Raw genomic sequence first — 12,903 nt, forward strand, 5'->3', positions numbered from 1 at the left:
CCGAAATCAGGCCGCTTCGCGCGCCGGCAGATCGGTGACGACGCGCGCGTTCACCTCGTCGGCCCAGTGGAGCAGCTCCATCCGTCCATCGTGATGCTCGACGAGCGCGGTGCAGCCTTCGACCCAGTCGCCGTCATTGTAATACTCGATCCCGTCGATCTCGCGGATCTCGGCGGTGTGGATGTGGCCGGCGATCACGCCCTGCACGCCGCGGGCGCGCGCCGCATCGGCCACGATCTCCTCGAAACGCGAGATGAACTCGACCGACTTCTTGACGCGGTGCTTGGCGTGCTTGGACAGCGACCAATAGGGCAGCCCGCGCCAGCGGCGATAGCTGTTCACCACGCGGTTCAGGTACATCGCGAGGTTGTAGGCGGCGTCGCCCAGGTGCGCGAGCCAGCGGTGCGACAGCATGATCGCGTCGAACTCGTCGCCGTGCATCACCAGCAGGCGGCGGCCGTCGGCGGTCTCGTGCACCGCCTGACGCTTGATCTCCACGCCGCCGAAGTTCAGCCCGGTGAACTGGCGGAACATCTCGTCGTGATTGCCGGGGATGTAGACGATACGGGTGCCGCGCTTGGCGCGCTTCAGCACGCGCCAGATGATGTCGTTGTGGGTGGCGGGCCAGTAAAACTTCTTCTTCAGCCGCCACCCGTCGATGATGTCGCCGACCAGGTACAGCGTGTCGCTGTCGGTGTGGTCGAGGAAGTCGATCAGCAGGTCAGCGTTGCAGCCGCGGGTGCCGAGGTGGACGTCCGAGATCCAGATGGTGCGGTAGCGGCGGCGCTCCTCGACCACCCTTTCCGGCACGCTCGGCCGTGAGGCGGCGAAGCTCGCCAGATCAGTGACATCCGCACCCAGTGCCTGCGTGATCGCATCCATGTCCGTGCCCTCACCCCTGTGAGCCCGGCCGACGCTATGCTGTTGGTTTGTTACAGCTTAACTTGCAATGTTACAGTTCTGCTCAAGTAAAGGGTATGAAGCCGGGTAGTTGCTCGACTTGTCGGAGCCAGCGGCGGAGGTGTGGATGCGGCGACAGGTCGAACCCGCCCTCGCCCGCCCGCGAGGTGTAGGGATAGAGCACGAGGTCGGCGAGCGTCACCGCGCCGCCGATGATCCAGGTTCGGTCGACCAAGTGGCCCTCGAGAAGCGCGAGTGCGGCGGCGCCGCCCGCCCGTTTGCCCGCGACCTGCGCCAATTGCGCCTCGCTCAGCCGGTCGAGCCCGACCACTGTCGTCCAGTAGCGGAGCGTCGCGATGTTCGGCTCGTGATTGTACTGCTCCCAGAACATCCAGCGCAGCATGTTGGCGTGATCGAACCGGTCGGACGGGATCAGTGGGGTGCCCGCCGCGATCCACGCGCACGCCGCCCCGCTCTCCGGCAGGAAGCGGTCGCCGATCTGGAGCACGGGGATCCGGCCGTTGGCGTTGACCTGGGCGAGGAACGCGGGCGTGCGGGTCTCGCCCGCGGTGATGTCATACTCGCGCCGTTCGATCGCCACGCCGGCCAGTGCGGCGGTCAGCCTGATCTTGTAGCAATTGCCGGATGCGGCGTGTTCGTGGAGGATCGGCGTCACGGGATCAGCACGATCTTGCCGACATGTTCTCCCGCCTCCATCCGTCGGTGCGCGTCGGCTGCCTCGGCCAGCGGGAAGCTCCGGTCCATCACCGGGCGAAGCCGTCCTTCCTCGACGAAGGGCCAGACCGTGCGGGCGAGCTCGTCGGCGACCAAGCTCTTGAACGCGACGTCGCGGTTGCGCAGCGTCGAGCCCGTGAGCGTCAGCCGTCGGCGCATGATGTCGAAGATCGGGATGGGCGCGGTAGCCCCGTTCTGGACCGCGATCGACACGTGGCGGCCGTCCTCCGCCAGGCACTGGAGGTTGCGCGGCAGATAGTCGCCGCCGACCATGTCGAGCACGACCTGCACGCCGCGGCCGCCGGTCATCCGCTTCACCTCCGCGACGAAATCCGCCTGCCGATAGTCGATCGCGTGGGTGGCGCCGAGGTCGAGCGCGCGCGCGACCTTTTCCGGCGATCCCGCAGTGACGATGATCTCGACGCCGAACAGGTTGCAGAGCGCGATCGCCATGGTACCGATGCCGCTGGTGCCGCCGTGGACCAGCACCGTGTCGCCCTCGCTTGCGAAACCGCGTTCGAACAGGTTGGTCCAGACGGTGAACAGCGTCTCCGGGATTGCAGCCGCTTCCTCCATCGACAGCGTTGCGGGAACCGGCAGGCACTGGCCGACCGGCGCCACCGCAAAGTCGGCATAGCCGCCGCCGCTCACCAGCGCGCACATCGGCTGTCCCAGCAGCTCGGGCGGAACACCGTCACCGAGCGCGACCACCTCACCCGCGATCTCCAGCCCGGGAATGCTGGTGGCTCCCGGCGGCGGCGCGTAGAGCCCGCGGCGCTGCATAACGTCGGGGCGGTTGACGCCGGCTGCGGCGATCCGGATCAGCACCTCGCCGGCACGCGGGTGCGGCACCGGACGCTCGACCGGAACCAGCACCTCCGGCCCGCCTGCTTCCGCCGGGTCGATCGCCGTCATCGTCTCCGGTATCGTCACCTTCCGCCCCGTTTCTCGCGTCTACCCGTGCGGGCTTATTGACAGCGGCGGGCGATGGGTCAACGCTGTGCAACGATGGATCTGGACGACTTCCCGAAGCGTCAGCACGACCTGGTGGCGGAGCTCGCCCGGCAGGACCTTGATCCGCTGTCGGTCGCCGAACTCACCGCGCGGATCGCCGCGCTGGAGGCGGAGGTCGCGCGCACCCGCCGCAAGGTTGAAGGCGCCGTTAACCATCGCGCAAGCGCCGACGCGTTATTCCGATCGTGAGCATGGCGGGTTCGGCGCGGCACGGGGTGCCTGTCCGGACCGGACCGAACGCGCGGTGCTTGATGCCGGGCCACGCACTTCCGACATTCACGGGAACGGGGCCGGGCATGTGCGCCCGCCCGCTGGAGTAATATCATGCCATCTTTCGCATCCGCGCTGGAGAACACGCTGCATGAGGCGCTCAAGGCCGCCTCAAACCGGCGCCATGAATATGCGACGCTGGAGCACCTCCTCCTGGCGCTGATCGACGACGAGCACGCCTCCAAGGTAATGAGCTCGTGCGGCGTCGATCTGGGCGACCTCAAGACCACGGTCGCGCATTATCTCGATACCGAGCTCGACGCGCTGAAGGTGCAGCAGTCGGCTGATCCCTCCCCCACCAGCGGCTTTCAGCGGGTGGTGCAGCGCGCGATCCTGCACGTCCAGTCGTCGGGCCGTGACGAGGTGACCGGCGCCAACGTGCTGGTCGCGTTGTTCTCCGAGCGGGAGAGCTACGCCGTCTACTTCCTGCAGCAGCAGGACATGAGCCGCCTCGACGCGGTCAGCTTCATCAGCCACGGCGTCGGCAAAGGTGCAGCGCCGACCGAGGCGACGCCGCCGAAGGGCGCCGACGACGAGAAGCCGGCCAAGGGCGACGCCAAGGGCAAGAATGAGAGCGCGCTGAAGCAGTTTACCGTCGACCTCAACGAGAAGGCGAAGAACGGCAAGGTTGATCCGCTGATCGGCCGCGGACCGGAGGTCGACCGGACCGTCCAGATCCTCTGCCGCCGCTCCAAGAACAATCCGCTCTACGTGGGCGATCCCGGCGTCGGCAAGACCGCGATTGCCGAGGGCCTCGCGCGCAAGATCGTTGAGGGCAACGTCCCCGACGTGCTCAAGGAAGCGGTGATCTACTCGCTCGACATGGGCGCGCTGCTCGCGGGCACCCGCTACCGCGGCGACTTTGAGGAGCGGCTGAAGCAGGTCGTGACCGAGCTGGAGAAGCTGCCGCACGCGGTGCTCTTCATTGACGAGATTCACACGGTGATCGGCGCCGGCGCGACCAGCGGCGGGGCGATGGATGCGTCGAACCTGCTGAAGCCTGCGCTGTCGGGCGGCACCATCCGCTGCATCGGTTCGACCACCTACAAGGAGTTCCGCAATCACTTCGAGAAGGATCGCGCGCTGCTGCGCCGGTTCCAGAAGATCGACGTGAACGAACCGACGATCGAGGACACGATCAAGATCCTCTCCGGGCTGCGTACCGCGTTTGAGACGCACCACTCGGTCAAGTACACGCCCGACGCGATCAAGTCGGCAGTGGAGCTGTCGGCGCGCTACATCAACGACCGCAAGCTGCCGGACAAGGCGATCGACGTGATCGACGAGGTCGGTGCGATGCAGATGCTGGTGGCACCCAACAAGCGCAAGAAGACGATCACACCCAAGGAGATCGAGGCGGTGATCGCGACCATGGCGCGTATCCCGCCGAAAACCGTGTCGACCGACGATACCAAGGCGTTGGCAAGCCTCGAAACCGACCTGAAGCGAGTCGTGTTCGGCCAGGACAAGGCGATCGAGGTGCTTTCCTCCGCGATCAAGCTGTCGCGCGCGGGCTTGCGCGATCCCGACAAGCCGATCGGCAACTACCTGTTCTCCGGCCCGACCGGCGTCGGCAAGACGGAGGTTGCGCGGCGGCTGGCGGAAATCATGGGCATCCCGCTCCAGCGCTTCGACATGTCGGAGTACATGGAGCGGCACTCGGTCAGCCGCCTGATCGGCGCGCCTCCGGGCTATGTCGGCTACGATCAGGGCGGGCTGCTGACCGACGCGGTCGACCAGAACCCGCACAGCGTGCTGCTGCTGGACGAGATCGAGAAGGCGCATCCGGACCTGTTCAACATCTTGTTGCAGGTGATGGACAACGGCAAGCTGACCGATCACCATGGCAAGACCGTCGACTTCCGCAACGTCGTGCTGATCATGACGACCAACGCTGGTGCGTCGGACATGCAGCGCGAGTCGATCGGCTTCGGCCAGATCACGCGGGAGGACGTGCAGGAGGAGGCGGTGAAGAAGCTCTTCACTCCTGAGTTCCGCAACCGCCTCGATGCGATCGTGCCGTTTGATTACCTGCCGACCGAAGTGGTGGGTCGCGTGGTGGAAAAGTTCATCCTCCAGCTCGAGCTGCAGCTCGCCGACCGCGGTGTCCACATCGCGCTCGACGAGGAGGCGAAGGCGTGGCTGACCGAGCGCGGCTACGACAAGCTCTACGGCGCGCGTCCGATGGGTCGCCTGATCCAGGAGAAGGTCAAGCAGCCGCTCGCCGAGGAGCTCTTGTTCGGCAAGCTCGTCCACGGCGGCGAGGTGTCGGTTAAGCTCAGGGATGGTGCCCTCGCCTTTGAGGTGACGCCCGCCGCCCCCAAGAAGCCGGGTAAGACCGGCGGCAAGAAGATCGCGCCCGTCGACGCGAAGTGATGGTGGGGGAGAGGCGGTGTCCTCTCCCCCTCTCGTCACCCCGGACTTAGCCCGGGGTCCGTTCCTCCGCGAGCGCTTCGCTACCTGATTACTCGCAGTGCCGGCGCCACTAAGGATCCCGGCTCAAGGCCGGGATGACGGCGATGGGTAGCAGACACACCTCCATCAACGTCACCCCGGACCTGATCCGGGGTCGCGCTTGTTACAACAGCGGAAAGTCATCGGTACCCCGACCAGGGACGAGGGGTGACGTCGTTCCACCGCCCGCTTGCACCCTCCCCCGCACCTCCGCATGATGCGCGCAACAACACGCCAGGGGGCAACACATGATCCGTCGCTTCGCCGCTGCCGCGCTGCTGCTTGCCGGCACCACCCACCTGTCGGCGCAGCAGGCGACCGGACCGACCCGGACCTTCACCGGGGCCGACCTGTTCGCGCTGGAGATGGCGAGCGATCCGCAGATCAGCCCGGACGGCACCACCGTCGCCTATGTGCGGCGAAGTGGCGACGTCATGAGCGACACGATGCGGTCGTCGATCTGGCTGGTGAACGTCCCATCGGGCAAGCAGACCCCGCTGGTCGCGAGCGGCACCGGGAGTGCCTCGCAGCCGCGCTGGTCGCCCGACGGCACCCGCCTCGCCTATGTCGCGAGCGAGGGCGGGTCGCCGCAGCTATACGTGCGCTGGATCGCGACCGGCACCACCGCGAAGGTCACCGGGTTGCCGACCTCGCCGTCTGCGCTCAGCTGGTCGCCGGACGGCACCCGCATTGCCTACACCATGCTGGTCGCCGACGAGGCGCCCAAGCTCGGCAAGGCGCCGCCGAAGCCGGAGGACGCGAAATGGGCCGAGCCGCTGGAGGTGATCGAGCGCGTGACCTACCGCGCCGACGGCGACGGCTATCTGAAGCCCGGCTACAACCACATCTTCGTCGTCTCGGCGGACGGCGGCGCGCCGCGCCAGTTGACCTTTGGGCAGCACCATGACGACGGTCCGCTCGGCTGGACACCGGACGGGCGGCAGATCCTGTTCGGCGCGGTGCGGACGCCCGACTGGGAGCGCGAGCCCAACAATTCCGAAGTGCTCGCGCTGAACGTAACGAGCGGCGCGCTCACCCCGCTCACCAAACGTTACGGCCCCGACTTCGCGCCGCAGGTCTCGCCCGACGGTCGCCAAATTGCCTTTCTCGGTTCGGACGACAAGCGCGCGAGCTACACGGTGACGCAGGCCTATGTCATGAACCGCGACGGCAGCGGCGTGCGCTCGCTCACCGCCAACCTCGACCGCGATATCGACACGCTGATGTGGGCGCGCGACGGCCGCTCGCTCATCGTCTCCTATGACGACGACGGCGCCAAGAAGGTCGCGCGGCTCGGGCTGAACGGCCAGCTGACCACGCTGGCCGAGAAGCTCGCCGGCGGCGGTCTCGACCGGCCCTACACCGGCGGCAGCTTCTCCGTCTCGCGGGCCGGCACCGTCGCCTACACCGCCAATGACGCCAGCCGCCCGGCCGACGTCTACGTGGCTGGCAAGCGGCTGACGCGCCTCAACGACGAGGTGCTCGCCGCCAAGACGCTGGCGCCGGTGCGCGAACTCGCGGTCACCGCCCCGGACGGCCGCCGAGTTCCCGCGTGGCTCGCGCTCCCGCCGAACCATCAGCCGGGCACCCGCGTGCCGCTGATCCTGGAGATCCACGGCGGGCCGCACACCGCCTACGGCCCGACCTTCGCGACCGACGTCCAGCTCTACGCCGCGGCGGGCTATGCGGTGCTCTACACCAATCCGCGCGGCTCGACCTCCTACGGCAGCGACTTCGCGAACCTGATCGACAAGAAGTACCCGGGCGACGACTACAACGACCTGATGGCGGCCGTCGACGCCGCGGTCGCGAGCGGTGTCGCCGACCCAGAGAACCTGTTCGTCACCGGCGGCTCAGGCGGCGGCGTGCTTACCACCTGGATCGTGGGCAAGACCAACCGCTTCAAGGCCGCGGCCGCGCAGAAGCCGGTGATCAACTGGATCAGCGAGGCGCTGACCATGGACAGCACCGGCTTCACCAGCCGCTACTGGTTCGCCAAGCAGCCTTGGGAGGATCCGATGAGCTACTGGAGCCGCTCGCCGCTGAGCCTGGTCGGTTCGATCAACACGCCGACCCTGGTGGTGGTCGGCAGCGAGGATTACCGCACCCCCGTCAGCGAGAGCGAACAGCTCTACGCCGCGCTCCAGATCCGCGGGGTGCCGACCGCGCTGGTCAAGGTGACCGGCGCCAGCCATGGCGGCTTCACCGCGCGACCCAGCCAGTCGGCGGCAAAGGCATCGGCGATCCTCGCCTGGTTCGATCGCTACCGGAACAAGCCCGCCGCCGCTCCGCCCGTCGCAGAGTAGCGGCAGCCTTAACGGCTTGTTGGTCAAACGGGCGCTAGCACCTCGCCTGCATGGCGGGGTGGACGATCTGGAAAGCGGTGCTCGCCACGGTGCTGGCGGTTGTCGCGCTGTGCGCTGCGATGCCAGTACGGGCGCAGCTCGCCGACGTGCCGCTCGCCACCTGCATCGCACCGGTTCGCCCCGGCGACACCCCCGCGGCGATGCTGACGACGCCGGCGCGGTTCACCTGCGACACCAGGCAGCACCTGCTCGGCGCGGGTGACTTCTGGGCGCTGTCGGAGCCGATCACGGCCCGGCTGCCCCATTACCCGCGTATCCGCCTGGCCAGTCTCTGGCAGCGCTCGCTGACGCTCTACGCCGTCTATGCCGACGGCAAGGTGGCACGGCTTCATGCCGACAGCCGGCAACTGTCCTCCTATATCCAGCTTGGCGCCCACCCCGAGTTTAAGCTGAGCCCCCGCCCGGCCCGACTCCAGCGCCTGCTGTTCCGGATCGACGGCTCGGCGAACGCCCGCGGCGTCCTGCTCCGTCTCGCGGTCGTCGACGCACAGAGCAGCAGCCGCAGCAACACGCAGATGGCGGCGATCTACGCCGGGTTCGCGGGGCTGGCGCTCGCGCTGCTGGTCTACAATCTCGCGCTGTTCGGGGCGATGCGACATCGCTTCCAGCTCGCCTACTGCGCCATGGTGGTCATGCTAGCGGGTTACGCGCTCTCCTCGTCCGGCGCGCTGGCGTGGCTCTATCCCGCGATCGACAACAATGATCGGCTGCGGATCAACTACATCACGCTCGGGTTGACCGCAGCGGCGGCCGTGCAGTTTGCCCGCCATTACTTTGAGGACAGCGTCTTCGCGGGTTGGCTCTCCCCCGCGACCGGCGTTGCGAGCGCACTGCTGGCGCTCAGCGGCCTCGTCTTCGCCATCCTCTCGCCCTTCGGCATGGTGGTAGCCGACTGTGTGTATCAGTGGAGCTTCGTTGCCGGGCTGAGCATCGTGGTGCCGATCCTCCACCGGGCCTGGAGGGTCCAGAGCCGCTTCCTGTGGCTGTTCTCGCTTGCCTGGGCGGCACCCATTTTCTTCGCGCTCGCGCGCACGCTGGCGGTCATGCACCTGATCCCGATGAGCTTCTGGATGGACAATTCCACCGTGCTCTCGATGGCGCTGGAGGCACTGCTCTCCAGCCTCGCGATCGCCTACCGCGTCCAGATGCTCAGTCGCGAGCGGGACGAGGCTCGGGCCCGCGCGCTGTCGCTCAAGATGCTGGCCGACGCCGATCCGCTGACCGGCCTGCTCAACCGCCGCGCGTTCCTGCACGCCGCGATCGGGCGGACAGGGGCCCAGACGCTTCACATTATCGACATCGATCACTTCAAGGCGGTCAACGACACGCTCGGCCACGACGGCGGGGATGAGGTGCTGCGCCGCTTCGCCCGCACGCTTCGCCAGATGGCGGCCGGGGACACGCTGGTGACCCGGCTGGGCGGTGAGGAGTTCGCGGTGCTCGCGAGCGCCGACCATCCGATCGATGCGGAGCGCATGCTCACCGCGCTCCGCCGGGCGCCCATGCCGTTCGATCTGTCGGTGACGGCAAGCATCGGCACCTGCGTCGGCCCGCTGACCACGGAGGCAGAGTGGAAGCTGCTCTACCGCAGCGCCGACCGCGCGCTGTTCGATGCGAAAGCCGCCGGCCGCGACCGCGTGCGACGCGGCCAAATGCGCGCGCTGGCCGCTTAACTGCACATCGTTACGCTTGTGACGCATCGCGATCACGGGTATGTGAGGTTCATGGAAAAGCGGCGTCTGGCAGTACTGGCGGTGGCGGGGCTCCTGGTCCTCTCCTCCGCGCGCGTCCCCACCGCCAACATCCGGATCGAGACGCACGATGTCGCCGATCTCTCACCGGAGCGGTTCCAGGCGGCGGTCGATGTCGGCGTGTTCGCCGTCAAGCTGCTGGTTACCTGGAGCGCGGAGCGCCTCGCCAACTGACTTGTCGCTTGCCGCGCGCTTGCTTACACCTGTGTAAATGAGCGACCCCGAAGCGATCTGGCGTACCAACTTCCATCATCCGGGCAACTGGGACCGGACCTACCCGCCCACATCCATGGTCGCACTGTTCGAGCAGAGCGCCCGCGCTCACCCGGACGCACCGCTGCTCGACTTCCTTGGGCGCCGCTACAGCTACGGCGAGACGCTGGATGGGGCGAACCGGGTCGCCTGCGGACTGGCGGCGATGGGCTACGGCCGTGGCGACCGGATCGGGCTCTTCCTGCCGAACGTGCCGCATTACGTCGCGGCCTACTACGGCATCCTCAAGCTCGGCGCGACGGTGGTCAACTACTCGCCGCTCTACTCGGTCGACGAGCTCGCCCACCAGGTCGCGGACTCGGGCACCCGCCTGCTCTTCACCCTGTCCGCGACGGCGCTGCTCCCCACCGCGCTCAAGGTGCTGGAGCGGAGCGGCCTGGAGCGGCTGGTGGTCGGGTCGGTAGCGGGCGCGTTGCCGCCGACCAAGTCCTTCTTCTACCGTCTGCTCCGCCGCCGCGAAGTGACCGCAAGGCCCGACGATCCCCGCATCACTGCCTTCTCCGCCCTGATCGCCAACGACGGCGCCTGCACGTCCCCGGTGATCGATCCGGAACGCGACGTGGCGCTGATCCAGTATACCGGCGGCACGACCGGCACGCCGAAGGGCGCGATGCTGACCCACCATAACCTGTCGGCCAACGCCCGCCAGGTCGCCGAACTCGACCCGCACCCGGAGGAGCGCGACTCCGTGCTGGGCGTCCTCCCCTTCTTTCACGTCTTCGCCAACACCTGCGTGCTCAACCGCACGGTGGTGCGCGGCGGCGAGATCGTAATGCTGCCGCGCTTCGACGCCGCGCAGACTCTCGCCGCCATCACCCGCACCAACCCCCGCGCGCTGCCGGGCGTGCCGACGATGTATCAGGCGCTGCTCGATCATCCGGACTGTACGAAGACCGACTTTTCCGCGCTGCACGTCTGCATCTCGGGCGGGGCGCCGCTGTCGGCGGAGCTCAAGGCGAAGTTCGAGGCGCAGACCGGGTCGACGATGCTGGAGGGGTACGGCCTGTCGGAGAGCTCGGGCGTCGTCTCGACCAACCCCTATGACGGCCCGGCCAAGAGCGGCACCATCGGCCAGCCGCTCGCCGCCACTCGCGTCCGGCTGGTCGACAAGGAGGACCCGCGGCGGGCCGTGGCGGATGGCGAACCCGGCGAGATCGTGATCGCCGGGCCGCAGATCATGCTGGGTTACTGGCAGCGTCCCGAAGCCGATGCCGAGGTGTTCGTGGAGCTGGACGGCGTCCGCTGGCTGCGCACCGGCGACGTCGGGACGATCGACACAGACGGCTTCATCCGCATCGTCGACCGGCTGAAGGACATGATCGCCGTCGGCGGGTTCAAGGTCTTCCCGAGCCAGATCGAGGCGGTCCTACACCACCATCCGGCGGTCAAAGAGGCGCTCGTGATCGGCCTTCCCGACAGCTACCGCGGCGAGGTACCGCGCGCCTATGTCACGCTGGACGAGGGGTCGGATGTGACCGGCGAGGCGCTGTGCGGCTGGCTCAACCCGCAGCTCGGCAAGCACGAGCGGGTCGACGAGGTCGTGGTGCGGCTAACGCTCCCTAAGACCATGATCGGCAAGCTCAGCCGCAAGGATCTGATTGCGGAGGTGCTGGACACGTCGTCACCGCGGACTTGATCAGGGGTCCATGGCTTTGCCGGCGCTACGCTTCGTGATCGTAGCGAAACGCTCGTCCATAGCTAGACTCCGGGTCAAGTCCGGGTTGACGGCTTGGCTCTAATCTCCCACCTGCCCGCTCTTCTCGCCCCTCGGCAACATCACCGCCTTCAGGTTCATGAACTCGTGCAGTCCCCACGGCCCGAGCTCCCGCCCGTGACCTGACCGCTTGACGCCGCCGAACGGCGCCTCGGGTGTCGAGGCGAGCATCGCGTTCACCGCCACCATGCCGCATTCCAGGTCGCGGGCAAAGCTCGCCTGCTCGGCGGGATCGGTCGTCCACACGCTCGAACCCAGCCCGAACGGTACGTCGTTGGCCCGGGTGATCGCCTCGTCGAGGTCGGCCACCTTCCAGACGCTCGCCACCGGTCCGAAGATCTCCTCGCGGGCGAAGCGGCCGTCGGGCGGCAGGTCGGTCAGGATCCCAGCCGTCATCCACGCGCCCGGGCGATCGATCTTCTCGGGGGCAAGCACCGCCGTGGCCCCCTCGGCGACGGCGTCGGCCGCCTGCTGCAGCACCTCGTCCCGCTGCGCGGTGCTGGAGAGCGGCCCCATCGCCGTGTCCGCCGCCATCGGATCGCCAATCGCGAGGTCGCGCATGCCTGCGCTGAACCGCGCCATGAAGTCGTCGTAGACGTCAGCGTGAACGATCATCCGCTTGGCGCAGATGCACGACTGGCCGGCGTTCTGCGTCCGTGCGGTGACCGCCACGGCCGCTGCCTCCGCGATGTCGGCGGATCGCATGACGACGAACGGGTCCGATCCGCCGAGCTCCAGCACCACCTTCTTCAGCGCACGCCCGGCGGCCTCCGCGATCTGGGCGCCTGCGCCCTCGCTGCCGGTCAGCGTTGCCGCGACGATCCGGTCGTCGGCGAGCAGCGGAGCCACCCGCCGCGCCTCGATCGCCAGGTTCTGGAAGAGCCCCCGCGGCGCGCCCGCTTCAAGGACCACCTCCTCCAGCAGCGCCGCGCATCCTTGCGTCAGCGACGCGTGCTTCAGCAGCCCGGTGTTCCCCGCCATGATCGCCGGCGCGACGAAGCGGACGACCTGCCAGTAGGGGAAGTTCCACGGCATGATCGCAAGCACGGGCCCGAGCGCGTGCCAGCTGGCGACCGCGCGCCCGCTCGCCGTCGTCACCTCCGCATCGGCGAGCAGCGCCGGACCGGCTTCTGCATAGTAGCGAAAGGCCGCCGCGCATTTCTCCACCTCGGCAATGGCGGAGGTCAGCGTCTTGCCCATCTCGCGCACCGCCATCTCGGCCAGCCGCTGCTTGTCGGCCGCGAAGCGGTCGGCGATCGCGCCGAGCAGCGCCGTCCGCTCGTCTAGGTTGCTGGTGCGCCAGCGCCGGTACGTCTCGGCTGCCAACGCTAGCCGACCCTCGACCTCCGGGTCGTCGTGCGGGCGATGCGTCGCGAACGCCTCGCCGGTCGCCGGATTGACGCTGCTGAACATGGCTCGCTTCCCT

10 protein-coding genes are annotated in these 12,903 nt (G+C 67.9%); 6 read left to right on the forward strand and 4 right to left on the reverse strand.

Annotated elements, in window-relative coordinates; translation table 11 throughout:
* Positions 1–6 precede the first annotated feature (6 nt).
* The 3 genes from CRO12_RS16260 to CRO12_RS16270 form a co-directional block, all read right to left on the reverse strand.
* Positions 7–882: a UDP-2,3-diacylglucosamine diphosphatase gene (locus CRO12_RS16260; RefSeq protein WP_097064955.1), complete on the reverse strand. Its 876-nt coding sequence runs from the start codon at positions 880–882 to the stop codon at positions 7–9.
* Between the two features lie 82 nt (positions 883–964).
* Entirely contained in the window at positions 965–1,576 is a 612-nt protein-coding gene (locus CRO12_RS16265) for a glutathione S-transferase family protein (protein ID WP_097064956.1), read from the reverse strand.
* Positions 1,573–2,550, reverse strand: coding sequence for an NAD(P)H-quinone oxidoreductase (locus tag CRO12_RS16270; RefSeq protein WP_097064957.1), 978 nt, complete (start codon positions 2,548–2,550; stop codon positions 1,573–1,575). Before CRO12_RS16270 ends, CRO12_RS16265 begins: the two co-directional genes overlap by 4 nt.
* Before the next feature lie 93 nt (positions 2,551–2,643).
* Between CRO12_RS16270 and CRO12_RS16275 the strand changes: the two genes are divergently transcribed.
* The 6 genes from CRO12_RS16275 to CRO12_RS16300 all read left to right on the forward strand — a co-directional run bounded on the left by CRO12_RS16275 (position 2,644) and on the right by CRO12_RS16300 (position 11,399).
* A complete protein-coding gene (locus tag CRO12_RS16275; RefSeq protein WP_097064958.1) occupies positions 2,644–2,838 on the forward strand; it encodes a DUF1192 domain-containing protein in 195 nt (64 codons plus the stop codon).
* A 135-nt stretch (positions 2,839–2,973) separates the two neighbouring features.
* The gene (gene clpA, locus CRO12_RS16280) at positions 2,974–5,295 is read left to right on the forward strand and encodes an ATP-dependent Clp protease ATP-binding subunit ClpA (RefSeq protein ID WP_097064959.1); all 2,322 of its coding nucleotides are present in this window, start codon (positions 2,974–2,976) and stop codon (positions 5,293–5,295) included.
* A 326-nt stretch (positions 5,296–5,621) separates the two neighbouring features.
* Complete coding sequence (locus tag CRO12_RS16285; protein WP_097064960.1) at positions 5,622–7,679, forward strand: S9 family peptidase; 2,058 nt, start codon at positions 5,622–5,624, stop codon at positions 7,677–7,679.
* Between the two features lie 50 nt (positions 7,680–7,729).
* A complete protein-coding gene (locus CRO12_RS16290) occupies positions 7,730–9,412 on the forward strand; it encodes a sensor domain-containing diguanylate cyclase (RefSeq protein WP_245858559.1) in 1,683 nt (560 codons plus the stop codon).
* Between the two features lie 51 nt (positions 9,413–9,463).
* Positions 9,464–9,664 (forward strand): hypothetical protein, encoded by a 201-nt coding sequence (locus CRO12_RS16295; protein WP_097064961.1) that lies wholly within the window; start codon positions 9,464–9,466, stop codon positions 9,662–9,664.
* A 37-nt stretch (positions 9,665–9,701) separates the two neighbouring features.
* Complete coding sequence (locus tag CRO12_RS16300; protein WP_097064962.1) at positions 9,702–11,399, forward strand: AMP-binding protein; 1,698 nt, start codon at positions 9,702–9,704, stop codon at positions 11,397–11,399.
* Between the two features lie 99 nt (positions 11,400–11,498).
* Here the strand turns inward: CRO12_RS16300 and CRO12_RS16305 are convergent, their stop codons facing one another.
* Positions 11,499–12,890 (reverse strand): NAD-dependent succinate-semialdehyde dehydrogenase, encoded by a 1,392-nt coding sequence (locus tag CRO12_RS16305; RefSeq protein WP_097064963.1) that lies wholly within the window; start codon positions 12,888–12,890, stop codon positions 11,499–11,501.
* Positions 12,891–12,903 lie beyond the last annotated feature (13 nt).

It is taken from the genome of Sphingomonas guangdongensis (assembly GCF_900199185.1).
GTDB classification, from domain to species: domain Bacteria; phylum Pseudomonadota; class Alphaproteobacteria; order Sphingomonadales; family Sphingomonadaceae; genus Sphingomonas; species Sphingomonas guangdongensis.

Coding starts and splice junctions, on each gene's coding strand:
- CRO12_RS16275 (WP_097064958.1), top strand. CDS start 2,644: ATGGATCTGGACGACTTCCCGAAGCGTCAGCACGACCTGGTGGCGGAG.
- CRO12_RS16260 (WP_097064955.1), bottom strand. CDS start 882: ATGGATGCGATCACGCAGGCACTGGGTGCGGATGTCACTGATCTGGCG.
- CRO12_RS16295 (WP_097064961.1), top strand. CDS start 9,464: ATGGAAAAGCGGCGTCTGGCAGTACTGGCGGTGGCGGGGCTCCTGGTC.
- CRO12_RS16270 (WP_097064957.1), bottom strand. CDS start 2,550: ATGACGGCGATCGACCCGGCGGAAGCAGGCGGGCCGGAGGTGCTGGTT.
- clpA (WP_097064959.1), top strand. CDS start 2,974: ATGCCATCTTTCGCATCCGCGCTGGAGAACACGCTGCATGAGGCGCTC.
- CRO12_RS16305 (WP_097064963.1), bottom strand. CDS start 12,890: ATGTTCAGCAGCGTCAATCCGGCGACCGGCGAGGCGTTCGCGACGCAT.
- CRO12_RS16300 (WP_097064962.1), top strand. CDS start 9,702: ATGAGCGACCCCGAAGCGATCTGGCGTACCAACTTCCATCATCCGGGC.
- CRO12_RS16285 (WP_097064960.1), top strand. CDS start 5,622: ATGATCCGTCGCTTCGCCGCTGCCGCGCTGCTGCTTGCCGGCACCACC.
- CRO12_RS16290 (WP_245858559.1), top strand. CDS start 7,730: ATGGCGGGGTGGACGATCTGGAAAGCGGTGCTCGCCACGGTGCTGGCG.